The following is a 24181-nucleotide window of genomic DNA, read 5'->3' as shown; positions in this document are numbered from 1 at the left end:
AGCGCACGCGGCCGTGTCCGCGGCGGCGCTCGGCCGGCGGCAACGGCGAACGCGGCAGGGCTGGGGCTTCCCCGCTAAAATCGGGTTTTCCCGCAGGAGCCGTCATGCGCACGCTATACCCCGAGATCGAACCGTTCGACAGCGGCACGCTGCCGGTGGATGCGCGCCACACGCTGTATTACGAACAGTGCGGCAACCCGCAGGGCAAGCCGGTGGTGCTGCTGCACGGCGGGCCGGGCGGCGGCTGCAATGCCAAGATGCGCCGCTTCCACGATCCGGCCAAGTACCGCATCGTGCTGTTCGACCAGCGCGGCTCCGGCCGCTCCACGCCGCATGCGGACCTGGTCGACAACACCACCTGGGACCTGGTGGCCGACATCGAGAAGCTGCGCGAGACGCTCGGCATCGCGCGCTGGCAGGTGTTCGGCGGCAGCTGGGGCTCGACCCTGGCGCTGGCCTACGCGCAGACCCATCCGCAGCGCGTCACCGAACTGGTGCTGCGCGGCATCTTCATGCTGCGCCGCTGGGAACTGGAGTGGTTCTATCAGGAAGGCGCCAGCCGGCTGTTCCCCGATGCCTGGGAACACTACGTCGCCGCGATTCCGCCGGTGGAGCGCGCCGACCTGATCTCCGCGTTCCATCGCCGCCTGACCAGCGACGACCAGGCCACGCGCCTGGCCGCCGCGCGCGCCTGGAGCGTGTGGGAAGGCGCCACCAGCTTCCTGCACGTGGATGTGGATTTCGTCAGCGGCCACGAGGACGCGCAGTTCGCGCTGGCGTTCGCGCGCATCGAGAACCACTACTTCGTCAACGGCGGCTTCTTCGAAGTGGAGGACCAGCTGCTGCGCGACGCGGGCAGGATCGCCGACATCCCCGGCGTGATCGTGCAGGGCCGTTACGACGTGGTGTGCCCGCTGCAAAGCGCCTGGGAGCTGCACAAGGCCTGGCCGAAGGCGACGCTGCAGATCACCCCGAGCGCGGGCCATTCCGCATTCGAGACCGAGAACGTCGACGCGCTGGTGCGCGCGACCGACGCCTTCGCCTGACGCGGGCATGCCGTGTGCCGCCGGTCGCGGCACACGGCATCAGGTGGGCGGAACGGCAATGCATGCGCCGTCGGCGCGGGCGGGGTCGCAACCGGCCGCGCCGGCCGCGATGCGGTGCGGCTCAGCCCTTGCGTTTCGCGGCGTTGGCGCGGCGGTACACGCGATCGACCTCGAACACCCCGCCGCGCTGCGATTCGGCATGGCCCTCGGCGCGGATGTGCACCCGCAGGCTGTCCGGATCCTGCGCATCGGCGACATAGCGATAGGACACGCGGATGCCGTTGCTGGTGCTGATCTCCACCAGCATGCCGTCGGCGTTGTCGTGCAGCAGCGCCTGCACGCCGGGCGCGATCTGCACGCGCGCGCCGGACAGCGGCAGCATCACCACCTCGCTGCTGTCGCGGCGCCCGAACACCACCGATTCGCGGGTGCGGTACAGCAGCAGGGTGTCGGTCAACGGCGCGGCGAACTCCATCTCCGGACGCAGCATCTGCAGCGGACCGCTGGCGCGGCGCGCGCCGGAGCCGCCGCCGGGTCCGCCCGGCGGGCCGCCTGGACCTGCCTTGCCGCCCGGCCCGCCAGGGCCTGCGTCCGGCCCCTCGCCGCCGGGCGGTGGACCGCCCGCCGCCGCTTGCCGCGGCGCGGCGCGTTCGGCGGCCTTCTCGGCCTGCTTGGCGGCTTTCCTGTTGGCCTTGGCGTCGGCCTGCCATTGCGCTGGCGGATCGCTGGCGATGGATTGGGCGAATGCCGGGACCTGCAGCATCAGCACCAGCAGCAGGAGGGGTGGGCAGCGACGGCGGACGAACACGGCGAGACTCCGGCAAACGACGAGTCGGGCGATGCTACGTCGCGGCGTTTGCGCGCTCTTGCCGGGGTGTGTCGCGGCCAGCCACGCGGCGCGCGGCGCTTCCTGCTCCCTGCGGGACCATGGCCCCCTTTTCGAGGGAAGCTGTCCCGAACGGGCCGATGAGAGCAGGGCTGGGGTCCCGGGAGTTCCTGCAGCCGGGACTGAAGTCCCTCCCACAGGACGCCCGCCCCTGTATCACTGGGTCTCATGTCCCTGCAGGGGGGACTCGCCTGCAGGGCGCGGACCAGCGGTCGTGCCCGACTCGCGCCGCCGCAAGCGAGCGTGCCTGGGTCGGAACCGCGCTAGAGATACAGCCCTTCGGTATGCAGCGCCGCGGCACCGGTGCCGACGGCGCTGGCGGCGGCCGGGCGCGGATCCAGCCGTGCCTGGTCGGTCTCGTCGGTCCACACCACGAACGATTCCAGCGTGTTGTAGCCGAAGGTATTGCTGATCGCCACGTCGGCGGCGTCGCGGCCGCGCGCGATCAGTACGCGGCCGATGCGCGGCAGGTTGTGGCGCGCGTCGAAGGTGTACCACTGCCCGTCCAGGAACGCCTCGAACCAGCCGGAAAAATCCATCGGCGCGGCCGAGGCGGGTACGCCGATGTCGCCCAGGTAGCCGGTGCAATAGCGCGCCGGGATGTTCATGCAGCGGCACAGCGCGATCGCCGAGTGGGCGAAGTCGCGGCATACGCCGCGGCCTTCCTGCAGCGCCTGCGCGGCGCTCTTGGTCGGCCGCGCGTGCTCGTAGCCGAATTCGATCTGCGCATGCACGTAGTCGCAGATCGCCTGCACCCGCGCCCAGCCGGTCGGCGCGCTGCCGAACAGGTCCCAGGCCATGCCGCTGAGCAGGTCGGTCTCGCAGTAGCGACTGCCGAGCAGGTACATCAAGGTGTCGTCCGGCAGCTGTTCCACCGGCGTCTGCGGCGCGTCGTAGCGATACTGGTCGGGCAGGCCGCTGTCGCGCACCACCGCGTCGGCGCGCAGGGTCAGCAGGCCGGCCGGGGCCAGCATGCGCGTGCAGCTGTTGCCGAACTGGTCGCGGTAGCCGCGCAGCGGGATCGCCGGCTCGGTCTGCAGCGCGGTGGCGACGACGATGTCGGTGCGGCGGCTGTCGTGGATGTCGAGCATGGCCAGCACCGGGGTGGGCTGCAGGAAACGGTAGCGGATCTCGTAGCCGAGGCGGATGAGCATGGGGGCAAGGGTCCGGTGCATGCAGCGAAGGGCGTCCGAACGGACGGCGATGCACCGAGAGTGCGCAGCCTGCGCTCAGCCCGGTGTGAAGGCAGCTTGCAACCGATTCAGCATGCTGAGCAAGCGCTGCGCCCATTGCTGCTGTCCGGCGGGGTCGGCGATCAGGTCCTGGCGGAGTTCCAGTTCCACGTGCGCCAGGCCGCGCGCCTCGGCGTGCACCGGGATCGCGTAGTCGGTGGCGTCGCTGACCGAATACGGCTGGTTGTCGCCCACCACCAGCCCCGGCTCGGCGCGCAGCTCGGCCAGCAGCGCCTGCGCGAAGCGGGCATCGCGCTGGTACAGCACGCCGGCATGCCAGGGCCGGGCCACGCCCGCCATCGACGGGGTGAAGCTGTGCATCGCGATCAGGATGGTGGCGATGCCGGCGTCGCGGCGCCGGTCCAGTTCGGCGGCGATGCGCGCGTGGTAGGGCGCGAAGATCTCGCTGGCGCGCGCCGCGCGCGCGGCGGCGTCCAGGCCCTGGTTGCCCGGCACCACGGTGCCGTCGCTGACCTCGGCGATCGAACCCGGCGCCGCCAGCGGCCGGTTGCAGTCGATCACCAGCCGCGAATAGGTCTGCACGATCGCGAACGCGTCCAGCGCCTGCGCCAGCGCGCGGGTCACGCCTGCGATGCCGATGTCCCAGCCGATGTGCCGGTCCAGTTCGTGCTGCGGCAGGCCCAGGTCGGCCAGCGCCTGCGGCACCTGCTGTCCGGCGTGGTCGGCGATCAGCAGGTAGGGCGAGCGGCCCTGCGCCTGGTACACGCGATACGGCGGCGGATCGCCCGCGCCGAGCAGGGACGGCGCGGCATCGGCGTGGGTTGTCGGCTCAGCCACGCGGGGTGCCGTCCAACTGGTGCTCGATCATCCACAGCCCGGCCCACAGCTTGGCGTCCAGCTCGTAGCCTTCGCCCATCTTCTGCACCAGCCAGGCCGCGGCGCGGGCGCGCGGCACCGCGTGCACGGTGATGTCCTCGCTGGCGTCGCCGCCGCCGTCGCCGACCTTGCGCAGGCCGCTGGCGCGGACGAAGGCGATCTTCTCGTTGCTGGCGCCGGAGGAGGTCGGGCCGATCATCAGCACTTCTGCGTGGTCGGCGGTCCAGCCGGTCTCTTCCTCCAGCTCGCGGATCGCCGAGACCTCGATCGATTCGCCGGCGTCGATGTCGCCGACCAGCCCGGCCGGCATCTCGATGGTGCGCGCCTGCAGCGGCACGCGGAACTGCTCGACGAACAGCACGTCGTCGTCCGGGGTCACCGCGACGATGATCGCGGCCAGGCCGCCGGCGTGCACGCGTTCGGAATATTCCCAGGTGCCGCGCACCACCATGCGCTGGTACTTGCCTTCGTAGACGACGCGGGGCGGAGAGTCGTGGCGGGTCATGGGCGGCGTTCGCTCGGTTCGGAAAAAGGTGGCGCGGCCACGTCGACGCGCGGCCCGGCTGTACCGAAGTGTAGAGCCATCGGCATCGCGATGATGCGCGTGCGCTGATGCCGTTTGCGGGATTTGGGAGCGGTTGCGTGTGGCGGAGCGTCGGTTCGGGTGCTTTTTCGATGCCGCGATGTGCATGGCTGCGTTTGTCGCGGCTGAAGCCGCTCCTGCAGGGGCGCGGGTGGTTGGCTGACGACCCGCGCCGACGCTAGCCGACGGGACCGTCCAGGCCGGCGGCCTGCAGCAGCCGGCGCCGTGTCAGCGGGCCGAAACGCAGCGCCTCGCACAGGCCGTGCAGCATGTCGGCGTCGGCCTGGCCGCGGGCGAAGCCGGGCGCGGCCGAATGCAGCGGCGCATCCAGCGCGATGGTGGCCAGTTGCCGCCACAGCAGCGCATGCTCGCGCTGTTCGCGCAGGCGCAGCGCCATCTGCGCCGCGCCGCGCAGGCGCAGGAACGCCACTTCGTCGATCCGCGCCAGCAGCGTGTCCAGGTCGCCGAAATGCGCCAGCAGGATCGCCGCGGACTTGGCGCCGATGCCGGTCACTCCGGGAATGTTGTCGATCGCATCGCCGGTCAGCGCCAGGTAGTCGGCGATCTGGTGCGCATGCACGCCGTGTCGCGCCTTCACCCCGGCCGCGCCCCAGCGCTGGCCGCGGGCGTAGTCCCACTGCTCGTCGAATTCGAGCAGCAGCTGCGACAGGTCCTTGTCGGCGGACACGATCACGCCGTGGAAGCCGGTGCCGCGCACGCTGTGCAGGGCGCTGCCGATCAGGTCGTCGGCCTCGTAGTCGTGGTGCGCCAGCACGCCCAGGCCGAGCGCCGCGCACAGCGCCTTGCAGTGCGCGAACTGGCGCCGCAGCGCGTCCGGCGCCGGCGCGCGGTTGGCCTTGTAGGCCGGATACAGGCGATTGCGGAAGCAGCTGTCCAGCGCCTCGTCGAAGGCGATGACGATGTGCTGCGGGCGCTCGCGTTCGAGCAGGTCGAGCAGGAAGCGGGCGAAGCCGTGCACCGCGTTGGTCGGCCAGCCCTGCGCGTCCTGGAACTCGTCCGGGATCGAGTGCCAGGCGCGGAACACGTACAGGCTGGCGTCGACCAGGTACAGCGGCCGCAATGCCGGCGCCGCTGCGTTCACGGCGTCCAGTCGCTGAGCAGTTGCTGCGGGTCGGGGCGCTCGCGCTCCGGAACCTGCATGCGCGCGGTGCCGATATGGATGAAGCCGGCGATGCGCTCGTTCTCGGCCAGGCCCAGGCGTGCCGCCACCGCGTCGTCGTAGGCCATCCAGGCGGTCAGCCACTGCGCGCCGAAGCCGTAGGCCTGCGCCGCCTGCAGCAGCGCGAAGCAGACCGAACCGGCGCTCAGCCACTGCTCGATCTCCGGCACCTTCGCCTCGCGCTGCAGCCGCGCGATCACCGCGATCGCCAGCGGCGCATGCGCGAAGCGCTCGCGGTCCTTGTCCACCGCGGCGGGCGGCGCGTCCGGGTCGCGCTGCAGCGTGCGCTCGGCCAGGAAATCGCCCAGCGCCAGGCGCGCCTGGCCGGCGATGCGCAGGAACCGGAACGGCACCAGCTTGCCGTGGTCGGGCACGCGGACCGCCGAACGCAGCATCGCCAGCAGGGTCGCGTCGTCGGGTCCGGGCTCGCCCAATTGCTTGGACGGCACCGAGCGGCGCTCATCCAGCGCTTGCAGCGAATGAAGTGTGCGCATAGTCTCGATTCCGTGGGGCGGGTGCCGGATTATAGTCGGGCGCCCAAGAGCGGCAGCGGATGCCGCGGTTACACGGAGAGTCAAGTTCCATCCTGGATCTGCCGCTAACTTCCGAATTGACGTCGGTCTCACTTGAGCTTGCGTATCACACTGCCATGACAATCGCCGAATATGCCGAGGAGCTGCTGCCCAGCCGCAACTCGGACCTGCTCGACCAGGTCCGGGACGTGGTGTCGGTGCCGCTGGCCGGTGCGTTCGGCGAAGTGCTGGACGTGCTCGCCGATGCGCTGTTCCGCATGGCCGAGCGCGCGGGGCCGGCGCAGAATGACTATTTCGAGGCGATCCAGCTGCTGCGCCAGCAGCGCGAGCCGATCGCCGCGCGTTTCCGCGGCCACCTGGCGCAGGCCTGGCAGGCGCTGGAGGCCGGCCGCCCGCTGTCGGTGGAGCGCACCCTGGCGCGCGAGCGCGGCGACCTGAGCCTGGTCTCCGAGCAGGAACTGGACGTGCGCCTGGCGGTGCGCAACCTGGCCGGCGCGATCCAGCACCGCTGGCGTCCGGAACTGATGCGGCTCAACCGCTTCCTGGGCTTCATCGCCGGCGGCCAGCGCATCGATGCCGACAACAACCCGTTCGGTCCCGAGCACGTCGGCGCCGCGGTCTATGCGGCGCTGCACGGCCTGGTGCTGGCGCCGCAGGTGCAACTGGCGATCGTCAAGATCTGCGAGCAGGAACTGCAGGAGCGGGTCGGCGAGCTGTACGCGCGGCTGGAGCAGCGCCTGGACGAGGTCGCACGCGCGCGTTCGCTGCCGCTGGGGCGCACCCGGCGCCGCGCCATCCCGCGCAACGGCGCCAGCGGCGACGCGGCGGCGCCGGACTGGATCAGCCGCTTCTTCGAGACCTGGAATGTGGCCGCGCCGCTGTCGGCGGCGCAGCGGCGCGCCGCGCGCGCGCTGGATGCGCATGCCCGCGACGACCACGAAGTCCTGCCGCCGGCCTTGCGCGCCTTGCTGCACGAGGCGCAGCCAGCCGCGGCCGACGCCGCCGCCGACGCGCGCCGCAGCCTGTCGCCGCGCGAAGTGCTGTCGATCCTGTCGCTGCTGCAGACCACGCCGCTGGCCGGCTTCGCCGCGATCTGCGAGCACGGCGCGCCGCTGGCCCAGGGCCTGCGCCGGCAACTGGTGGCGATCGGCGCATCGCTGGGGCTGGATCCGGCCGCGACCCGCCTGGATCCGGCCGATGCGGACACGCTGGACCTGGTCGGGCTGCTGTTCGAGGTCATGCTCGACGAGTGCGTGCTGCAGCCGGCGCAACGCGAGCTGCTCGGGCAGATGCTGGTGCCGTTGGCCAAGGTGGCGCTGATCGACAGCCGCCTGTTCGTGCGCGACGGGCACCCGGCACGGCGCCTGCTCAACCTGCTGGCCGATGCCTGCGACGGCAACTCCGGCGACAGCGCCATCGAGCAGGTGTTGCTGGCGCAGGCGCAGGCGGTGGTGGAGCGGGTGGTGCTGGATTTCGACGAGCACCTGGCGGTGTTCCTGACCCTGGAAGCCGAATTCGGCAGCGCCTACGAGCAGTACCGGCGCCGGGTGGAGATCGCCGAGCGCCGCGCGGCCGAGTTGCAGCGCGCCGAGGAACGCCGCGACAAGGCGCGGCAGCTTGCCGCGCAGGCCGTGGACGAACGCCTGCAGCGCGGCGCCGACGGCACGCCGCTGCCGCCGCCGATCGAGACCTTCCTGCGCCAGCACTGGTGCCAGTACCTGCAGCAGTCGGCGCTGCGCGACGACGGCCATGGCGCGGCGGTGACCGCGGCGCTGGCGCTCGGCGACGCGGTGCTGGCGCAATGCCGCCAGGCGCAGACCGGCGGCGGCGTGCCGGCGGACGGCTGGCTGCAGCCGCAACGCGCCGAGCTGCTGCGGCTGTGGACCAGCGTCGGTCTGGATGCGGCCGCTGCCGAGGCCGCCTGGCTGGGCCTGCATGCGGCCCTTGACGATCTGGCGCATGCGCGCCCGCTGCAGACCGCGGCGCCCGCACCGGTCGCCGTCGCGCCCGAGGCGCCGGCGGCCGAGGCGGTGCCGGCACTGCCGGAACCGGCGCAGGCGTCCGATTTCGACCACCACACCGCCGAGTATTTCCGCACCCTGGCGATGGGCACCTGGCTGGACTTCGTCGATCGCGAGGGCCGCGTGCAGCCGGGCAAGCTGTCCTGGGTCAGCCCGATCTCTTCGCGGCTGATGTTCGTCACCCGCCGCGGCGGCCGCCTGTGCGTGGCCTCGCCGGAAGCGCTGGCGATGATGGTGCAACTGGATCGGCTGCGCCTGCACCGCGACGACGATGCGTTCTACAGCGCGATGCAGGGGGCGGTGGACCGGCTGGAGCGGGTCGCGGTCGCAGCCTGAACGTGAGAAGACAGATTCGGTTTCGCACGGCGCTGCAGCGGGCGTTGTGCAAAGACCGCCTAGGATGGGGTAAGAGGTCACGTTCCGGAGCGTAAAATGTGTAGCGCATCACGGTTGTTGTTCAGGTACCTTGCCTACCATGCAGAGGCGGAAACAGGGGCCGCGTCCGTTCGCCTTCCTTTTACTCTTTTCCTTGCGCCGTCCCCGGCGCGGAGCCTTCGCGCATGAGTTTCAGCCCCAGCTCGCCGCACGCACACCACGCGCGCGACCCGCATCTGCTGATGCAGGCGCGCGACGGCATGCTGCCGGTGCTGGGGCAGGCGTTCGCCGCCGCGCTGGCGCATTTCGACGACGTGCTGTTCGACCGCGCCGAGAGCGCCGGCGCCTCGCAGCTGCTGTTCCTGGACGGCATGCGCGAACTGCGCCGCCGCCGCGACGAGATCGCCGCGCGCTTCCGCGCGCAGCTGGACCAGTCCTGGCAGGCGCTGGAGGCCGGCACGCCGCTGTCGGCCGAAGTGGCGCTGGCCGGCTACGGCCAGGGCCTGAGCCTGGTGTCCGAACACGAACTGGAATCGCGGCTGGCGGTGCGCAACCTGGCCAGCGTGCTGCTGCGCGAATGGAAGCCGGTGCTCAGCCGCATCGACCGCCGCCTGGGCTGGATCGCCGGCGGCCTGGAGCTGGACGCCGACACCAATCCGGTCGGCCCCGAACACGTCGGCGTCGCGGTGCATGCCGCGTTCTCCACCAGCGACCTGGCCCCGGAAGTGCGGCTGGTGCTGATCAAGCTGTGCGAGCGCGACCTCACCGCCGGCATCGGCAAGCTCTACCAGGAACTGGACGACAGCCTGGCGCGGGCCGGGGTGATGCCGGAGATCTCGCGGCCGCGGCCGCCACCGGCGCCGCGGCGTGCGCCGGCGCCGGAAGAGCGCCAGGCCCGCGGCGACAGCCCCGGTTTCGGCGAGGACGGCGGCGCCGCCGGCGAGGCGGGCGAGTACGACGAGCACTACGCGCCGGCCTGGGCCAGCCGCTTCGTCAACCGCTGGGCCGAGAGCCGCGGCCGCCTGCAGGCCACCGACGGCTACGCCGAGGCCGGCGCCAACCTGCCCGGCGGCAGCCAGGGCGTGCTGCTGGAGGCGCTGCACGAACTGCTGCAGCAGACCCGCAGCGTGCGCGAGAGCGCCACCTCCGCGGCCACCGTCGCGGTCGGCCAGCAGCGCTCGCTGAGCCAGCGCGAGATGATCTCGGTGCTGTCGCTGCTGCAGGCCACGCCCAGCGCCACGCTGCGCGCGGCGATCGGCGACGACGGCGAATCGCTGGCGCAGCGGCTGAAGAGCGAGGTACTGTCCAACGCCACCCAGTTCGGCGTGGATCCGGCGCATGCGCGGCTGGATCCGGTCGACGAGGACGCGATCGACCTGGTCGGCATGCTGTTCGACGTGATGCTCGACGAACGCGACCTGGAAGGGCGCTCGCGCGAGCTGATCGGGCGCCTGGTGGTGCCGTTCGTCAAGGTCGCGCTGCTGGACCGGCGCATGTTCGTGCAGAAGACCCATCCGGCGCGGCGCCTGCTCAACTCGCTGGCCGAGGCCTGCGAAGGCAATACCGGCGAGAGCCCGGCCGAGCGCGTGCTGATGGGCAAGGTCGAGGAGATCATCGAGCGGCTGGTCGCCGAGTTCAACGAGAACCTGGCGATCTTCCTGACCCTGGAAGAGGAATTCCGCGATTTCCTGGCCCAGCACCGGCGCCGCATCGAGATCGCCGAGCGCCGCGCCGCCGAGACCCAGCGCGGCCAGGAGAAACTCGAGCTGGCCCGGCAGCGCGCCGAGGCCGAACTGCAGGCGCGGATGCAGGGCCGGCAGCTGCCGAAGGCGCTGGAGGATTTCCTGCGCCAGCCGTGGCAGCACCACCTGACCATGGCGGTGCTGCGCGAGGGCGAGGACGGCGCCGGCGTGCGCGATGCGCTGGCGCTGGCCGATGGCCTGCTCGAGGAAGCGGCCGAGGCGCAGCGGCACATCGTCGGCAAGCCCTGGCTGCAGGCCTGGCAGGGGCCGCTGAACAAGGTCTTCGCCAGCGTCGGCCTGCATGCCGAGGCGGCCGCCTCGGCGATCAACGTGCTGCACGACACGCTGCAGGCGGTGGCCGAACTGCGCCCGGAACTGGAGCGCCCGCTGCCGGAACTGCCGCAGGTGGCGCTGCCGCAGCCGCCGGTGCAGGAGGCGCAACCGGTGGAGCTGACCACGCCGGACACCGTGGACGACTTCGACAACGCCGACGCCGACCGCTTCCGCAAGATGGCGATCGGCACCTGGCTGGATTTCATCGACCGCGACGGCAAGGTGCAGACCGGCAAGCTGTCGTGGGTGAGCCCGATCTCGGCGCGGCTGCTGTTCGTCAACCGCCGCGGCGTGCGCTTCTGCGTGGCCTCGCCGGAGGAACTGGCGGTGATGGTGCGGCTGGGCCGGCTGCGCAGCCATATCAACGACGGCGCCTTCGACAGCGCGATGCAGGGCGTCATCGACCGGCTCGACCCGCAGAACGCGACCCTGCATTGAGGGCCTGCTGCGATCAACGCATTGTGGGAGCGACTTCAGTCGCGACGGGCCTTCCCGGTAAAGCCCGTCGCGACTGAAGTCGCTCCCACAAGTTGCTCGCTGGTCCTCGCGCATGCCTGCGCGCCCGCGGTGCGGCCCGCTAGGACGCGCACCGGCCGCCCGGCGCTGCCATCGCGGCGCGGACCCTGTAGCATCGGCGCCGACTAGGGCGGGCAACCCACGGGGAATCGCATGGCAGTGCAGGTGCTGGTGGTGAAGGAATCGGCGCAGGGCGAACGCCGCGTGGCGGCGACGCCGGAGACGGTGAAGAAGCTCGGTACGCTCGGCGCGCAGGTGCACGTCGAACCCGGCGCCGGGGTCTCGGCCGGTTTCGTCGATGCGGCCTATCTGGCGGCCGGCGCGCAGCTCGCCGATGCCGCGACCCCGGCGCAGGCCGACCTGGTGCTGTGCGTGCAACCGCTGCCGGTCGCCGCGCTGAGCCAGCTCAAGCCCGCCGCCGGCGTGGTCGGGATCCTGCAGCCGCAGGCCGACCCGGCGCGCGCCGAGGCGATGCAGGCGCGGCAGCTGGTCGCGTTCCCGCTGGAACGGCTGCCGCGCACGACGCGCGCCCAGGCCATGGACGTGCTCAGTTCGCAGGCCGGCATGGCCGGCTACAAGGCCACGCTGATCGCCGCGCAGCTGGCGCCGCGCTTCTTCCCGATGCTGACCACCGCCGCCGGCACCATCCGTCCGTCCAAGGTGCTGATCGTCGGCGCCGGCGTCGCCGGCCTGCAGGCCATCGCCACCGCCAAGCGCCTGGGCGCGCAGGTCGAGGGCTTCGACGTGCGCCCGGAGACGCGCGAGCAGATCGAGTCGCTGGGCGGCAAGTTCCTCGACCTGGGCGTCAGCGCCGCGGGCGAGGGCGGCTACGCGCGGCAACTGACCGACGAGGAGCGCGCCGAGCAGCAGCGGCGCCTGGCCGATCACCTGAAGGGCATCGACGTGGTGGTGTGCACCGCGGCGGTGCCGGGGCGGCCGGCACCGAAGATCCTCAGCGCGGCGATGGTCGAGGGCATGAAGCCGGGCAGCGTGGTGGTGGACCTGGCCGCCGAGACCGGCGGCAACTGCGAACTGACCCGCCCCGGCGAGACCATCGAGCACGGCGGCGTGGTCGTCGCCGGCCCGCTCGACCTGGCCAGCATGGGCGCGGTGCACGCCAGCGAGATGTATGCGCGCAACGTCTACAACTTCGTCGCGCTGTTCCTCAAGGACGGCGCGATCGCCTACGACTGGGACGACGAGCTGCTGGCCAAGACGCGCTGGACGGGCTGAGCGCGGCTCGCGCCTGGCACGGCTGCCAGCCTGCATATACCCAGTGGCCACTGCCGCCAGCCTTCGAGCAGCTTCGGTCCTTTGTAGGAGCGGCTTCAGTCGCGACCGGCCTTACCGGTAACGCCGGTCGCGACTGAAGCTGCTCCTACAACACGCCGCCGAAAGCCGCCGATGGCAAATCCTTGAGCAAGGCCGCTGAGTCGACATGCTCGCGCATTTTCGACTCGGACGATGGCGCGATGTCTCCCTGGTTCTTATAGCGACGGAGTCGGTCGGCAAGGGCCTCTGTTCGATCGGCCGCTCTTGTCGCGATCGATGCCCGGGATCATCCAGCGGTCGCGGCGACAGCCTGCAAACGCCTGGAAAAAGCGCTGCGGTCGCCCCGGCGCGCCTGCACGACGATCACCTGGAATCAGGCGAAGGCCGGGTGTCCGCGCCGGCGTTGGCCTTGATCCAGGCGTCGCGCTGCTGCGGGGTCATCGCTTCCCAGCGATCGCGCAGCGCCTTGCGCTGATCCGGCGGCAAGGCGCGCATGCGTTCGAACAGCACGCGCGCTTCTTCGCGCTGTTGCGGGCTCATGTTCTCGTAGCGGCGTGCGCCCTTGCGCGCGCGTTCGCGCTGATCGGGGGTCATGCTCTGCCAGCGCTGCGCGTGCTCGAACATCCTGCGCCGCTGCTGCGGCGCATCGTTCCAGCGCTGGCGCATCGGTGCGATCAGCAGCTCGCGCTGCTGCGCGCTCAGGTGCTCCCAGTCCGGCAGCGGCGGACCCGCATCGGCGTCGCTCTCCGGCGGTGGCGGTGGCGGCGCGGCGAAGGCCGCCAGCGGGGCGGTGCCGGCCAGCAAGGCCAGCGCCAGGGACATGCGGATCAGGCGGTTCATCGGGGTCATTCCATCGCCAGCGAGGTATCGGAGCCCAGCCACAGGTACAGGTCGGGGTTTTCTTCGAGCAGGCCGGCCACGGCGTCGTCGCCGTCGGCCTGCGCCGCCCCGCTGGCGGGCACCGCGGCGGCGGAAACGCCGGCCACGTTCGCCGCGGGGGCCGAGCCGGGCAGCGCCGGGCGCAGCAACAGGTGCATGCCGAACGCGGCGCCGAGCAGCGCCGGCGCCGCGGCCAGCAGCCAGCCCCAGCGTCGTGCCGGGACCGCGTGGCTGCGGCTGGCGGCGTGGCGGGCGGCGCGCAGCCGCGCCAGGGTCGGCGCCGGCAGCGCCTGCAGCGAGGCCTGGTGCGCGCGGCGCATCTGCGCGTCGAACGCGGCCGAATGGGTGCTGTCGGGTTTCACCGCACGTCCTCCAGATGTTTCTGCAACGCGTCGCGCGCGCGCGACAGGTGGGTCTTGACCGAGCCTTCGGAGCAGCCCATCGCGCGTGCGGTGGTGGCCACGTCCAGCTCCTCGAGCACGCGCAGGGTGAAGGCTTCGCGCTGCCGCGCCGGCAGCGCGCGCAATGCCGCCACCAGCCGCGCATGGGTCTGCCGCTGCTCGTGGCGCTGCGCCGGGCTGGGGCCGTCGTCGGCCCAGTCCGGCTGGCTGTCCTCGCTGCGTTCGCTGGCCGGCGCCCAGAAGCGCAGGCGGAAGCCGCGGCGGCGCTGCAGGTCGATGATGCGCCGGCGCAGGATGCTCCAGAACAGCGGCGTCCATTCCTGCGCCGGCCGCTCGCGGTAGGCGAGCAGCTTGATCATCGCGTCCTGCACCGCATCCAGCGCATCCTCGCGCTGGCGCAGGCCGGCTTCGGCGAAGCGGAACGCGCGCGGGCCGATCTCCGCCAGGAACGCGTCTAGCGATACCGGCAGCGGGCGCGGGGCGTCGTCGCGGTCGGCGTCGGTCGATGGGGGGTCGAGGGCGGGCGTGCTCACCAGCACAGCTTAGCTTCCTGGCGCGGGGATACCGTGGATAACGCATTGCCGCCGTCGCGGTTGACCGGTCCGGGGGGGGCGGTCGCCACTGGACGCCGCCGATCGGCAGCCATCGCCCACCGATTCAGCACCCGGTTATGATTGCGACGGTCGGGCGCGGCGCCCGGGAGAAGCGGAATGAGCGACGGTTTCGTGGCCTTGTACATCTTCATGCTGGCGGCCATCGCCGGGCATGTGATCATCTCGCGGGTGCCGGTGATCCTGCACACCCCGCTGATGTCCGGTTCCAACTTCATCCACGGCATCGTGCTGATCGGCGCGATGGTGGTGCTCGGCCACGCCGACACCACGCTGGAGAAGGCGGTCGGCTTCCTCGCGGTGCTGCTCGGCGCCGGCAACGCCGCCGGCGGTTACGTGGTCACCGAGCGCATGCTGGAAATGTTCAAGAGTTCCAAGAAGCCCGGGGACTCGCCATGACCGCCGCGCAGCCGGCGCTGGTCGCGGCGCGCCCGCAGGGTCCCAGGGCCTGGTTCCAGATGCTCAGCTACCTGCAGTATCCGGCGATGGTCGCGGCCGCGGTCTACGCCGCCAAGCCGCTGTTCGCCGGCATGGTCGGCATGTTCGACGACTGGAACTACGCCTTGCTGTACGCCGGCGTGGGCGTGGGCCTGTCCTCGCTGCAGGATCCCACCCGCACCCAGAACAAGATCTCGCACAGGGTCTGGCAGGACCCGCGCAAAGGCCGGCTGATGCTGTGGCTGCTCTCGGTCGAGGCGCTGCTGCCGATCGCGATCGGGCTGGTCGGCGCCTACCTGGCCAGTTCCACCGCGCTGAACCAGCTGTCGCTGGGCCTGGTCGCGTTCGGCCTGGGCATGGTGGGACTGTTGAAGACCGCGCTGGAGATGTTCGAACACCATCGCCTGGATCGCCGGCCCGATGCCGCGGCGCCGCTGGCGGGGGAGCACGCATGAGCACCGCCGACGCCCTGTCCTGGCTGGTGAAGGCCAGCTACCTGGTGGCCGCCACCTTGTTCCTGCTCGGCCTGCAGCGCATGGCCTCGCCCAAGACCGCGCGCAGCGGCATCCACTGGGCCGGGTTCGGCATGTTGCTGGCCACCGCGGCGACGTTCCTGCTGCCCGGCCTGCACAACCTGACCCTGATCCTGCTGGCGATCGTGATCGGTACCGGCGCGGCCTGGATCTCGGCCAAGAAGGTCGCCATCACCGACATGCCGCAGATGGTCGCGCTGTACAACGGCATGGGCGGCGGCTCGGCCGCGGCGATCGGCGCGGTGGAGCTGCTGCGCTTCTCGTTCCTGGCGCACCGCGACACCTCGCACTGGAGCGACAGCGCGATCGCCGCGCTGGCCGCGCGCCAGCCCGACGCGACCACGCTGGCGCTGGCCATCGTCGGCTCGGCGATCGGCGCGGTCTCGCTGTCCGGCTCGGTCATCGCCTGGGCCAAGCTCGACGGGCGGCTGGACAAGCGCGTCACCTTCCCCGGGCAGCAGGCGTTCAACCTGCTGGTGTTCGTGGCGATGCTGGGCCTGGGCGCCTGGGCCGCGATCGGCCTCAGCCCGGTGGCGATCGTGGCCTTCTTCGCGGTGGCGCTGGCGCTGGGCGTGCTGATGACGCTGCCGATCGGCGGTGCCGACATGCCGGTGGTGATCTCGCTGTACAACGCCTTCACCGGCCTGGCGGTGGCCTTCGAGGGCTACGTGCTGGGCAACGAGGCGCTGATCATCGCCGGCATGATGGTCGGCGCGGCCGGCATCCTGCTGACCCGGCTGATGGCCAAGGCGATGAACCGGCCGATCAGCGGCGTGCTGTTCTCCAACTTCGGCGGCGGCGGCCAGGCGCAGGAGATCAGCGGCGCACAGAAGCCGATCGAGGCCGGCGACGTGGCGGCGATGATGGCCTACGCCGAGCGCGTGGTGATCGTGCCCGGCTACGGCATGGCGGTGGCGCAGGCGCAGCACAAGATCTGGGAGCTGGCGCAGCGGCTGATCGAGCGCGGGGTCAAGGTCAAGTTCGCGATCCACCCGGTGGCCGGGCGCATGCCCGGGCACATGAACGTGCTGCTGGCCGAGGCCGGTGTGCCCTACGACCTGATCGCCGACATGGACGACATCAATCCCGAGTTCCCCAGCACCGACGTGTCGCTGGTGATCGGCGCCAACGACGTGGTCAACCCGGTCGCCAAGACCGATCCGGCCAGCCCGATCTACGGCATGCCGATCCTGGACGTGGTCAATTCCAGGAACGTCATCGTGATCAAGCGCGGCAAGGGCACCGGTTTCGCCGGCATCGAGAACGCGCTGTTCTACGCCGACAACACGCGCATGCTGTACGGCGACGGCGCCGAGGCGGCCGGCGCGCTGGTCAGCGAACTCAAGGCGCTCGACGGCGGGCATTGAGCCGGCGCGGGCAAGCGGCACGGCGGGGTGCGCGAGCGATGCATCGGTCGCGGCGGGTGGTCGCGGCTGAAGCCGCTCCTACAGGACTCGCTGGAGCACTGTAGGAGCGGCTTCAGCCGCGACCGCCGCCATCAGCGCGCGCTGAAGTAGGCCACGACCAGGCCGATGCCCAGCCACAGCACGTCGCCGGGGCGGTTGGCCAGCACGGTCAGCGTCCACGCGTAGCGCCCGCCCAGCTTCAGCGACGAATCCCACACGTTCAGGCCCAGCGCCCCGCCCATGTGCGCGGCGGCGATGCCCCAGTTGGCGGCGACGATGACCAGCGCGGTGGCGAGCACCGCCACGGCGATGCGCAGCCGGCCGCGCGGCAGCGTGCCCAGGCGCAGCATCCACGCGATCTCCAGCGCCACCAGCACCGCCATCCAGCCGGACTGGTGTCCCAGGCTCAGCGCGACCAGGATCCAGGCGATCAGCGCGGTGAAGCAGCCCAGGCACAGCAGCAAGGGCCATAGCCAGTGCGAGGTCCTGGCCGGCGTGGAAGAGGGCGGCATGCGATGTTCCCGGAGAATCCGTACAGGATACCCTCCGCCGCGTTCCCCGCGCACTCGGATAAACTGGGCGACTTGCACCCGCGGGGCCTGCCCCCATATCGCCCCCATGTACTCACGCAGCAGCGAACCTGTCCAATTCGAACGCGATTGCGCGGCGGTGATGGTGCCGCAGGGCGACGCGGTGACCCTGCCGGCCGGCAGCTACGGCTACATCACCCAGGCGCTGGGCGGCAGCTATACGGTGTTCGTGGAGGGCAACCTGTTCCGCATCGCCGGCAAGGACGGCGACGCGATCGGCAAGGAGCCGCCGCCGGGCCTGGACCTGCCCGAGGACGCCAGCGACGAGCAGGTCGAGGCGCTGATCTGGCAGCAGCTGCGCACCTGCTTCGATCCGGAGATCCCGTTCAACATCGTCGACCTGGGCCTGGTCTACGAAGTCGGCGTGCAGCATCGCGACGACGGCCAGCGCACGGTCGAGGTGAAGATGACGCTGACCGCGCCGGGCTGCGGCATGGGCGAGATCCTGGTCGACGACGTGCGCAGCAAGCTGGAGCTGATCCCGACCATCGCCGAGGCCGATGTCGAGCTGGTGTTCGATCCGCCGTGGGGCCGGCATATGATGTCCGAGGCCGCGCGCCTGGAAACCGGCATGCTCTGACCCGCGCGCAACGCGCCGAGCCGGGGCCGGGAGCAGGCGCCGCCGCCGCGTCCGGATGACGCGGCGGCACGGCCGTCCCTCGACTACCACAGGAAACCCCGGTGTCCGCTACCGAGCCGTCTTCGCAGTTCCGCCTGATCCCGTCCACCACCGCGCGCAGCGCCGAGCAGCGTGCGCAGATCCTCGCCGCGCCGGGCTTCGGCAACTATTTCACCGACCACATGGTCGCCATCGAGTGGGACCGCGAGCAGGGCTGGCACGACGCCCAGGTGCGCGCCTACGGCCCGCTGGCGCTGGATCCGGCCGCCTCGGTGCTGCACTACGGCCAGGAGATCTTCGAGGGCATCAAGGCCTACCGGCATGCCGACGGCTCGATCTGGACCTTCCGCCCGGAGGCCAACGGCAAGCGCCTGCAGCGCTCGGCGCAGCGCCTGGCGCTGCCGGAGCTGCCGGTGGAGCTGTTCGTCGAATCGCTGCGCCAGCTGATCGCGGTCGATGCCGCGTGGGTGCCGTCGGCGCCGGAGACCAGCCTGTACTTCCGTCCGTTCATGATCGCCAACGAGGCCTTCCTGGGCGTGCGCGCGGCGCAGAAGGCCGGCTACTACGTCATCGCCAGTCCGGCCGGCGCCTACTTCGCCAAGGGCGTGGCGCCGGTGGCGATCTGGCTGTCCACCGACTACGCGCGTGCGGCCAAGGGGGGCACCGGCGCGGCCAAGTGCGGCGGCAACTACGCCGCCTCCTTGCTGCCGCAGCAGCAGGCGCAGGCGCAGGGCTGCTCGCAGGTGCTGTTCCTGGACCCGGTCGAGGGCAAGTACCTGGAAGAGCTGGGCGGCATGAACGTGTTCCTGGTGATGCGCGACGGCAGCCTGGTCACCCCGGCGCTGTCCGGCAGCATCCTCGAGGGCATCACCCGCGACAGCATTCTGCAGCTGGCGCGCGATCGCGGCATGCAGGTGGTCGAGCGCCAGGTGACCATCGACGAATGGCGCGAAGGCGTGGCCTCCGGCGCGATCGCCGAGGTCTTCGCCTGCGGCACCGCCGCGGTGGTGACCCCGATCGGGCAGTTGAAGGGCAAGGATTTCGCCGTCGGCGACCTGGCCGCGCCGGCCGGCCCGGTGACCCTGTCGCTGCGTCAGGAACTGACCGACATCCAGTACGGCCGCGCGGCCGACCGCCACGGCTGGCTGGTGCGGTTGGGCTGAGTCCCCGGAGTGCTTCGCCCGCCGTAGTGCGGGTGTCGCGCTGGGCGTGGCGTGGGCCGCGCCCAGCGCGTCGCTTCTGAGCGGAGGCCGTCCACTCCGAAGCCGGGTTGGGGCGGGCAGGCCCAGCCGCCGGGCCATGCGGGGCTGCGGCCCGGGACGCGCAGGGCCGCGGCCCTTGTCCGTTTCTTGGGCTGCCTGCGCCTTGCGTACGCTGTACGCCCGTTCGCTTGCGTCAGAGACACGTGTTGGCCCGGAAGTCGCAGCGCGCGTCCGCTGTCTGGCGCCCTGCACGCAGGGTGACGCCGCCTTTGGCCTGCGCCTGTCTTCCGCCAGCATGTCGCCGCAGGCTTGCGCATGGCCGCCACGACCCGGCGCTGCCGCATCGCGCAGCAGTCGACCCATCCAGCCGAGGCTGGCTTCGCCGTGATCTGGCAGGGCAGATCGCCCTCCTTCTCGCGCATGGCCGCGCGGCGCCGCGCAAAAATGTCCCGGGACTGTCTCGACGAGCCAGGCAGGGCGCTGCCGTGTCGCGAAAAGCGCAAGGGATGCCGGCACATATGTTGACAACCGTCACGCTTATGAGTTTTGGACGATAAATACCTCGTCCATACGCGGCTGTATTGGGATAGCGTCGGATGAACGGCTGGCAACAGGGGGCCGGCCTGGGATCGCGCCGCATCTGGATTCAGCGCCTGTTTAGGCAATCCGCAGCGCGAAAATCGCCGTCAGGTGGCAATCAACGAAAAGGAAGTTCCGAATGTCCGAAATTTCGCAACGTGGTTCGCGCCAGCGTCCTTGGCTGGTCGTGCTTGGAGCGTCCGCATTGACTTCGCTGTTGCTGGCGACGCCGGCGTTCGCCGGCGACGTCAACCTCTCCGGCCTGTCCGCCGAGCCCACCGTGCAGCGCTTCATCGTCAAGACCCGCGATGCCGCTCCGGTGGGCGTCGCCAGTGCGTCTGCCGCCACATCGTCGTCGCTGCGCGCGACGCTGCAGTCGGTCGCCGCGGCGATGCCGGCCAAGAACGGCCGCGCGCTGGGGCTCACCAGCCTGCGCCGCCTGGCGGTCGGCCCGGAAGTGATCCAGTCCAACCGGCCGCTCGACCATGCCGAGGCCGAGACCCTGATGCGCCAGCTGGCCGCCGACCCGAACGTCGAGTACGTCGAAGTCGACCAGCGCATGACCATCGCGCTGACCCCGAACGATCCCAGCCTGTCCAACCAGTGGGCCTTCGGCACCACCACCGCGGGCATCAACGTGCGCCCGGCCTGGGACCAGGCCACCGGCACCGGCGTGGTCGTGGCGGTGATCGACACCGGCATCACCAGCCACCCCGACCTCAACGCCAACGTCCTGCCCGGCTACGATTTCATCAGCGTCGCGGCCGACGCGCGCGACGGCAACGGCCGCGACAGCAACCCGGCCGACGAAGGCGACTGGGCCGCGGCCAACGAGTGCTATTCCGGCTCGCCGGCGTCCAATTCCAGCTGGCACGGCACCCACGTGGCCGGCACCATCGCCGCGGTGACCAACAACAGCACCGGCGTGGCCGGTACCGCGTTCAACGCCAAGATCCTGCCGGTGCGCGTGCTCGGCAAGTGCGGCGGCTACACCTCCGACATCGCCGACGCGATCACCTGGGCGTCCGGCGGCACCGTCAGCGGCGTGCCGACCAACACCACCCCGGCCGAAGTGATCAACATGTCGCTGGGCGGCAGCGGCACCTGCTCGACCACCTACCAGAACGCGATCAACGGCGCGGTCAACCGCGGCACCACCGTGGTGGTGGCGGCCGGCAACAGCGCCGCCAACGTCTCCGGCTCGGTGCCGGCCAACTGCGCCAACGTGATCGCGGTGGCCGCGACCACCTCCTCGCGCGCCAAGGCCAGCTACTCGAACTACGGCACCGGCATCGACATCTCCGCGCCGGGTTCGAGCATCCTGTCCACGCTCAACGACGGCACCACCACCCCGGGCAACGCGAGCTACGCGTCCTACAACGGCACCTCGATGGCGACGCCGCACGTGGCCGGCGTGGTCGCGCTGATGCAGTCGGTCGCGCCGACCCCGCTGACCCCGGCGCAGGTGGAGAGCACCATCAAGAGCACCGCGGCCAGCTTCTCCTGCTCGCAGGGCTGCGGCGCCGGCCTGCTCGACGCCAACGCCGCGGTGACCGCCGCGCTCGGCGGCGGCACCACCAACCCGCCGACCGGCAACACGCTGCAGGACGGCGTGCCGGTCACCGGGCTGGGCGCCAGCACCGGCTCGGAGCTGAACTACACCGTGACCGTGCCGTCCGGGGTCAGTTCGCTGACCGTGACCATCTCCGGCGGCAGCGGCGATGCGGACCTGTACGTGCGCCAGGGCAGCGCGCCGACCGACAGCACCTACGGTTGCCGCCCCTACCTCAACGGCAACAACGAGACCTGCACCTTCAACTCGCCCAGCGCCGGCACCTACTACGTGCGGCTCAAGGCGTACAGCACGTTCTCGGGCGTCACCCTGACCGCGAACTGGTGATCCGCCCGCTGCGCGGCGTGCGCCTGGACGGCGCCGCCGCGCAGGCATCGGCCGCTGCACGAAGCGGCAGGGCATGGACGCCCTGGACGTTGCAAAGACGACAACCCCGCGCCCCGGCGCGGGGTTTTTGTTTGGGCGGCGCCTGGTCCGCCGCGTACCGCTCGGCAGCCTGGCGCTCAAGGCGGGGACATCGCTGATCTGCCAGATCACGGTGCCGGCCGGCACGCCCTGGCTGAAGCTGGCCCTGGCCGGCGCTATCGGCAATGCCGACCTGTACCTGCGCGGCGGCGCACTGCCGACCGACACCGTCTATGGCTGCAGGTCGATCGCGGCGGCCAATGCCGAGAGCTGCACCCTCACCCTGCCCGCGGGGACCTACTACGTGCGGGTGAAGGCGGTCACCGCGGTGACCGGGGGCGGCGTGACCGCCAGCTATTGAGTAGCGTCATTCGCACAGGTCGCAGGCGCGGGCCTGCAGCACGTCCAGCACGCGCTCGGCGTCGATTTCCAGCAGCAGCCCGCGCTGCCCGGCGTTGAACCAGACGCTGCCCGGGCCGAGCGCCGCCTGCTCGACCAGCACCGGCGCCTGCCGCTGCTGGCCCAGCGGGCTGATGCCGCCGACCTTGTAGCCGGTGCGGCGTTCGGCCTCGGCCACCTCCATCATCCGCGCCGATTTGCCGGCCGCGGCCGCGGCCAGCTTCTTCAGCTGCACGCGGCGATCGGAGGGCACCACCACGCACACCGCGCGATCGTCGACCCAGGCCATCAGGCTCTTCAGCACCCGCGCCGGCGGCAGGCCGAGCGCCTGCGCCGCCTGCAGGCCCTTGGCGCCGGCCTCGGCCGCGTAGTCGTAGGGATGCAGGCGATAGGCGACGCCGGCCGCATCCAGTGCCCGGGTCGCGCGGGTGGCCTTGGACATGGCGGCTCAGGCGGGTTCGAAGCGGTTCGCGGCCACGTTCTTGCGCACCTTCTGCGGGTCCCAGATCTGCCCGTTCATGGCGATGTAGACACCGGCCGGCAGCGATTGCACCGCGCCGACCGCGCAGCCGATGTTGAATTCCGCATCGGAGCCGCGGAAGCGCGCCGGGTTCAGCGCGCCGGTCATCACGATGGTCTTGTCGGCGATGCTCTGCAGGACCTTGCCGGTCTGCACCATCGAATCGGTGCCGTGGGTGATCAGCACGTGGCGCGCGGACTGCGCGGCGACGGTGGCGCGGATCAGCTCGCGGTCTTCGTCGGTGATGTGCAGCGAGTCCTTGCGGATGATCGGGATCACGGTAAAGCGGAAGGTCACGCCCAGTTCCTTGAGGATCTGGCCGATCTGCGGATCGCCGATCTGGTAGTCGGACTTGTCGTCGAAGTAGATCTTGTCGATCGTGCCGCCGGTGGTGACGATCAGGAGTTCTTCCATTGCCGGTTCCTAGAGCATGACGGGCGCCGCGCTGGCCGCGGCAAGGCGGCCATGATACCCGGCAGGCCGGCGCCGGCCGCTCAGGGCGCGTCGTTGCCGGGCGGCGCCGCGCCGCGCTTGCGTGCGAAGCGCGCGCGCAGTCCCGGCGCGCTGGACAGCCCGATCGCCAGCAGCGCCAGCAGCAGTTCGGCCCAGGCGTAGGCGCGCTGCGGCGGATGGCTCCAGGCGGCCATGACGCCGTGGCTGAACCAGAACAGCCCGAACACGCCGGCCCAGAAGCGCGCCACGGCCGAGCCGCGCAGCACCCCGATCGCCAGCAGCAGCGGCGGCAGCGCGAACACCAGCAGCGCGGCGAGGCGGTGGCGATCGTCGTGGAACCAGGCCGCGTACAGCAGCGCCAGCACCAGCAGCGTGGCGGCCAGCGCGTGACGCAGGCGGGCGGTGCTCATGGCGCCGCCAGGCGTTGCGCGATGCCCGCCAGGCGCCGCCCCAGCGCGCGCGCCAGCTGCGCCTCTTCCTCGCTGGGCTGCGGGTCGTCGTCGGCGCCGGCGACGTGGCTGGCGCCGTACGGGGTGCCGCCGCTGCGCGTGCTGCTGAGCAGCGGCTCGGTATAGGGAATGCCGACGATCACGCAGCCGTGGTGCAGCAGCGGCAGGTGCATCGACAGCAGCGTGGCTTCCTGGCCGCCGTGCAGCGAGGCGGTGGAGGTGAACACCGCCGCCGGCTTGCCGGCCAGGGTGGCGCTGGCCCATTCGGCGCCGAGCCCGTCGATGAAGTGCTTGACCGGCGCGGCCATGTTGCCGAAGCGGGTCGGGCTGCCCAGGGCCAGGCCGACGCAGTCGCGCAGGTCGCTGGCGTCCACGTACGGCGCACCGCTGTCGGGCACCGGCGGCGCGCTGGCCTGGGTGACCGCGGCCACCGGCGGCACCGTGCGCAGGCGCGCGGCCATGCCGGGCACCTCGCCGACGCCGCGCGCGATCTGCCGCGCCAGCCGTGCCACCGAACCGCCGCGGCTGTAGTACAGGACCAGGATCTCGGCCATGCGGCCCTCGCTTG

25 protein-coding genes are annotated in these 24181 nt (G+C 71.4%); 11 read left to right on the top strand and 14 right to left on the bottom strand.

Going from position 1 to position 24181, the window contains the following annotated elements; genetic code table 11:
* Positions 1 to 104: 104 nt before the first annotated feature.
* Positions 105 to 1046: a prolyl aminopeptidase gene (pip, locus tag AB3X10_RS18015; protein WP_369976794.1), complete on the top strand. Its 942-nt coding sequence runs from the start codon at positions 105 to 107 to the stop codon at positions 1044 to 1046.
* Between the two features lie 121 nt (positions 1047 to 1167).
* Here pip and AB3X10_RS18010 read toward each other — a convergent pair whose 3' ends face one another.
* The 6 genes from AB3X10_RS18010 to AB3X10_RS17985 all read right to left on the bottom strand — a co-directional run bounded on the left by AB3X10_RS18010 (position 1168) and on the right by AB3X10_RS17985 (position 6258).
* The gene (locus AB3X10_RS18010) at positions 1168 to 1854 is read right to left on the bottom strand and encodes a hypothetical protein (RefSeq protein WP_369976792.1); all 687 of its coding nucleotides are present in this window, start codon (positions 1852 to 1854) and stop codon (positions 1168 to 1170) included.
* 341 nt (positions 1855 to 2195) lie between these two features.
* Positions 2196 to 3086: a transglutaminase-like domain-containing protein gene (locus AB3X10_RS18005; protein ID WP_369976790.1), complete on the bottom strand. Its 891-nt coding sequence runs from the start codon at positions 3084 to 3086 to the stop codon at positions 2196 to 2198.
* A gap of 75 nt (positions 3087 to 3161) precedes the next feature.
* A complete protein-coding gene (locus AB3X10_RS18000; protein ID WP_369976788.1) occupies positions 3162 to 3962 on the bottom strand; it encodes an N-formylglutamate amidohydrolase in 801 nt (266 codons plus the stop codon).
* Complete coding sequence (locus tag AB3X10_RS17995) at positions 3955 to 4506, bottom strand: NUDIX hydrolase (RefSeq protein ID WP_369976786.1); 552 nt, start codon at positions 4504 to 4506, stop codon at positions 3955 to 3957. The genes AB3X10_RS18000 and AB3X10_RS17995 overlap by 8 nt, the downstream gene beginning before the upstream one ends.
* Positions 4507 to 4762: 256 nt before the next feature.
* Positions 4763 to 5686, bottom strand: coding sequence for a 5'-3' exonuclease (locus AB3X10_RS17990; RefSeq protein ID WP_369976784.1), 924 nt, complete (start codon positions 5684 to 5686; stop codon positions 4763 to 4765).
* A complete protein-coding gene (locus AB3X10_RS17985; protein ID WP_369976782.1) occupies positions 5683 to 6258 on the bottom strand; it encodes a nitroreductase family protein in 576 nt (191 codons plus the stop codon). The genes AB3X10_RS17990 and AB3X10_RS17985 overlap by 4 nt, the downstream gene beginning before the upstream one ends.
* 155 nt (positions 6259 to 6413) lie before the next feature.
* On the opposite strand from AB3X10_RS17985, the gene AB3X10_RS17980 reads away from it, so the two are divergent.
* From AB3X10_RS17980 to AB3X10_RS17970, 3 genes are all read left to right on the top strand, one after another.
* Positions 6414 to 8654, top strand: coding sequence for a DUF1631 family protein (locus AB3X10_RS17980; protein ID WP_369976780.1), 2241 nt, complete (start codon positions 6414 to 6416; stop codon positions 8652 to 8654).
* A 224-nt stretch (positions 8655 to 8878) separates the two neighbouring features.
* The gene (locus tag AB3X10_RS17975) at positions 8879 to 11206 is read left to right on the top strand and encodes a DUF1631 domain-containing protein (protein WP_369976778.1); all 2328 of its coding nucleotides are present in this window, start codon (positions 8879 to 8881) and stop codon (positions 11204 to 11206) included.
* Between the two features lie 231 nt (positions 11207 to 11437).
* On the top strand, positions 11438 to 12517 hold the full coding sequence (locus AB3X10_RS17970) for an NAD(P) transhydrogenase subunit alpha (RefSeq protein WP_369976776.1): 1080 nt from the start codon (positions 11438 to 11440) through the stop codon (positions 12515 to 12517).
* Positions 12518 to 12919: 402 nt separating this feature from the next.
* On the opposite strand, the gene AB3X10_RS17965 is transcribed toward AB3X10_RS17970, so the two are convergent.
* Genes AB3X10_RS17965 through AB3X10_RS17955 form a run of 3 tightly spaced genes read right to left on the bottom strand, consistent with a single transcriptional unit; the run spans position 12920 to position 14375 of the window.
* Complete coding sequence (locus tag AB3X10_RS17965; RefSeq protein WP_369976774.1) at positions 12920 to 13396, bottom strand: DUF3106 domain-containing protein; 477 nt, start codon at positions 13394 to 13396, stop codon at positions 12920 to 12922.
* A gap of 5 nt (positions 13397 to 13401) precedes the next feature.
* Positions 13402 to 13755, bottom strand: coding sequence for a hypothetical protein (locus AB3X10_RS17960; RefSeq protein WP_369981883.1), 354 nt, complete (start codon positions 13753 to 13755; stop codon positions 13402 to 13404).
* A gap of 38 nt (positions 13756 to 13793) precedes the next feature.
* Positions 13794 to 14375, bottom strand: coding sequence for an RNA polymerase sigma factor (locus tag AB3X10_RS17955; protein ID WP_369976772.1), 582 nt, complete (start codon positions 14373 to 14375; stop codon positions 13794 to 13796).
* A 171-nt stretch (positions 14376 to 14546) separates the two neighbouring features.
* On the opposite strand from AB3X10_RS17955, the gene AB3X10_RS17950 reads away from it, so the two are divergent.
* From AB3X10_RS17950 to AB3X10_RS17940, 3 genes are read left to right on the top strand one after another with little or no spacing between them, the layout of a single operon-like run.
* Positions 14547 to 14846 carry an NAD(P) transhydrogenase subunit alpha gene (locus AB3X10_RS17950; protein ID WP_228319229.1) on the top strand — a complete coding sequence of 100 codons (300 nt, stop codon included), beginning with the start codon at positions 14547 to 14549 and terminating at the stop codon, positions 14844 to 14846.
* Entirely contained in the window at positions 14843 to 15340 is a 498-nt protein-coding gene (locus AB3X10_RS17945; RefSeq protein ID WP_369976769.1) for a hypothetical protein, read from the top strand. Before AB3X10_RS17950 ends, AB3X10_RS17945 begins: the two co-directional genes overlap by 4 nt.
* Positions 15337 to 16785 carry an NAD(P)(+) transhydrogenase (Re/Si-specific) subunit beta gene (locus AB3X10_RS17940; RefSeq protein ID WP_369976767.1) on the top strand — a complete coding sequence of 483 codons (1449 nt, stop codon included), beginning with the start codon at positions 15337 to 15339 and terminating at the stop codon, positions 16783 to 16785. Before AB3X10_RS17945 ends, AB3X10_RS17940 begins: the two co-directional genes overlap by 4 nt.
* Before the next feature lie 131 nt (positions 16786 to 16916).
* Here the strand turns inward: AB3X10_RS17940 and AB3X10_RS17935 are convergent, their stop codons facing one another.
* A complete protein-coding gene (locus AB3X10_RS17935) occupies positions 16917 to 17336 on the bottom strand; it encodes a hypothetical protein (protein ID WP_145705665.1) in 420 nt (139 codons plus the stop codon).
* 106 nt (positions 17337 to 17442) lie between these two features.
* Between AB3X10_RS17935 and sufT the strand changes: the two genes are divergently transcribed.
* The 4 genes from sufT (at position 17443) to AB3X10_RS17915 (ending at position 22153) form a co-directional block, all read left to right on the top strand.
* Positions 17443 to 17994: a putative Fe-S cluster assembly protein SufT gene (sufT, locus tag AB3X10_RS17930; protein ID WP_184411756.1), complete on the top strand. Its 552-nt coding sequence runs from the start codon at positions 17443 to 17445 to the stop codon at positions 17992 to 17994.
* A 134-nt stretch (positions 17995 to 18128) separates the two neighbouring features.
* A complete protein-coding gene (locus tag AB3X10_RS17925) occupies positions 18129 to 19196 on the top strand; it encodes a branched-chain amino acid aminotransferase (RefSeq protein WP_369981881.1) in 1068 nt (355 codons plus the stop codon).
* Between the two features lie 757 nt (positions 19197 to 19953).
* Positions 19954 to 21714, top strand: coding sequence for a S8 family peptidase (locus tag AB3X10_RS17920; RefSeq protein WP_369976766.1), 1761 nt, complete (start codon positions 19954 to 19956; stop codon positions 21712 to 21714).
* 73 nt (positions 21715 to 21787) lie between these two features.
* The gene (locus AB3X10_RS17915) at positions 21788 to 22153 is read left to right on the top strand and encodes a PPC domain-containing protein (protein ID WP_369976764.1); all 366 of its coding nucleotides are present in this window, start codon (positions 21788 to 21790) and stop codon (positions 22151 to 22153) included.
* Positions 22154 to 22159: 6 nt separating this feature from the next.
* Here AB3X10_RS17915 and ybaK read toward each other — a convergent pair whose 3' ends face one another.
* From ybaK to wrbA, 4 genes are all read right to left on the bottom strand, one after another.
* Positions 22160 to 22633, bottom strand: coding sequence for a Cys-tRNA(Pro) deacylase (ybaK, locus tag AB3X10_RS17910; protein WP_369976762.1), 474 nt, complete (start codon positions 22631 to 22633; stop codon positions 22160 to 22162).
* A 6-nt stretch (positions 22634 to 22639) separates the two neighbouring features.
* The gene (locus AB3X10_RS17905; RefSeq protein ID WP_369976761.1) at positions 22640 to 23125 is read right to left on the bottom strand and encodes an asparaginase domain-containing protein; all 486 of its coding nucleotides are present in this window, start codon (positions 23123 to 23125) and stop codon (positions 22640 to 22642) included.
* A gap of 80 nt (positions 23126 to 23205) precedes the next feature.
* Complete coding sequence (locus tag AB3X10_RS17900; protein ID WP_369976759.1) at positions 23206 to 23574, bottom strand: DUF2069 domain-containing protein; 369 nt, start codon at positions 23572 to 23574, stop codon at positions 23206 to 23208.
* Positions 23571 to 24167, bottom strand: a complete 597-nt coding sequence (wrbA, locus tag AB3X10_RS17895; RefSeq protein WP_003472251.1) for an NAD(P)H:quinone oxidoreductase — start codon at positions 24165 to 24167, stop codon at positions 23571 to 23573. The genes AB3X10_RS17900 and wrbA overlap by 4 nt, the downstream gene beginning before the upstream one ends.
* Between the last annotated feature and the right edge of the window lie 14 nt (positions 24168 to 24181).

The organism is Xanthomonas sp. DAR 80977, assembly GCF_041240605.1.
GTDB classification, from domain to species: Bacteria; Pseudomonadota; Gammaproteobacteria; order Xanthomonadales; family Xanthomonadaceae; genus Xanthomonas_A; species Xanthomonas_A bundabergensis.
Note: the sequence above shows the minus strand (reverse complement) of the source record. Positions and strands in the feature narration are given on the sequence as shown.

What these genes read in the sequence shown, in the direction of transcription:
- sufT (WP_184411756.1), top strand. Translation starts at nt 17,443, where the DNA reads ATGTACTCACGCAGCAGCGAACCTGTCCAATTCGAACGCGATTGCGCG.
- AB3X10_RS17945 (WP_369976769.1), top strand. Translation starts at nt 14,843, where the DNA reads ATGACCGCCGCGCAGCCGGCGCTGGTCGCGGCGCGCCCGCAGGGTCCC.
- AB3X10_RS17935 (WP_145705665.1), bottom strand. Translation starts at nt 17,336, where the DNA reads ATGCCGCCCTCTTCCACGCCGGCCAGGACCTCGCACTGGCTATGGCCC.
- AB3X10_RS17940 (WP_369976767.1), top strand. Translation starts at nt 15,337, where the DNA reads ATGAGCACCGCCGACGCCCTGTCCTGGCTGGTGAAGGCCAGCTACCTG.
- AB3X10_RS18005 (WP_369976790.1), bottom strand. Translation starts at nt 3,086, where the DNA reads ATGCTCATCCGCCTCGGCTACGAGATCCGCTACCGTTTCCTGCAGCCC.
- AB3X10_RS17915 (WP_369976764.1), top strand. Translation starts at nt 21,788, where the DNA reads ATGGACGCCCTGGACGTTGCAAAGACGACAACCCCGCGCCCCGGCGCG.
- AB3X10_RS17950 (WP_228319229.1), top strand. Translation starts at nt 14,547, where the DNA reads ATGAGCGACGGTTTCGTGGCCTTGTACATCTTCATGCTGGCGGCCATC.
- AB3X10_RS17900 (WP_369976759.1), bottom strand. Translation starts at nt 23,574, where the DNA reads ATGAGCACCGCCCGCCTGCGTCACGCGCTGGCCGCCACGCTGCTGGTG.
- AB3X10_RS17970 (WP_369976776.1), top strand. Translation starts at nt 11,438, where the DNA reads ATGGCAGTGCAGGTGCTGGTGGTGAAGGAATCGGCGCAGGGCGAACGC.
- AB3X10_RS17980 (WP_369976780.1), top strand. Translation starts at nt 6,414, where the DNA reads ATGACAATCGCCGAATATGCCGAGGAGCTGCTGCCCAGCCGCAACTCG.
- AB3X10_RS17920 (WP_369976766.1), top strand. Translation starts at nt 19,954, where the DNA reads ATGTCCGAAATTTCGCAACGTGGTTCGCGCCAGCGTCCTTGGCTGGTC.
- wrbA (WP_003472251.1), bottom strand. Translation starts at nt 24,167, where the DNA reads ATGGCCGAGATCCTGGTCCTGTACTACAGCCGCGGCGGTTCGGTGGCA.
- pip (WP_369976794.1), top strand. Translation starts at nt 105, where the DNA reads ATGCGCACGCTATACCCCGAGATCGAACCGTTCGACAGCGGCACGCTG.
- AB3X10_RS17965 (WP_369976774.1), bottom strand. Translation starts at nt 13,396, where the DNA reads ATGAACCGCCTGATCCGCATGTCCCTGGCGCTGGCCTTGCTGGCCGGC.
- AB3X10_RS17960 (WP_369981883.1), bottom strand. Translation starts at nt 13,755, where the DNA reads ATGCGCCGCGCGCACCAGGCCTCGCTGCAGGCGCTGCCGGCGCCGACC.
- ybaK (WP_369976762.1), bottom strand. Translation starts at nt 22,633, where the DNA reads ATGTCCAAGGCCACCCGCGCGACCCGGGCACTGGATGCGGCCGGCGTC.
- AB3X10_RS17995 (WP_369976786.1), bottom strand. Translation starts at nt 4,506, where the DNA reads ATGACCCGCCACGACTCTCCGCCCCGCGTCGTCTACGAAGGCAAGTAC.
- AB3X10_RS17985 (WP_369976782.1), bottom strand. Translation starts at nt 6,258, where the DNA reads ATGCGCACACTTCATTCGCTGCAAGCGCTGGATGAGCGCCGCTCGGTG.
- AB3X10_RS17905 (WP_369976761.1), bottom strand. Translation starts at nt 23,125, where the DNA reads ATGGAAGAACTCCTGATCGTCACCACCGGCGGCACGATCGACAAGATC.
- AB3X10_RS17975 (WP_369976778.1), top strand. Translation starts at nt 8,879, where the DNA reads ATGAGTTTCAGCCCCAGCTCGCCGCACGCACACCACGCGCGCGACCCG.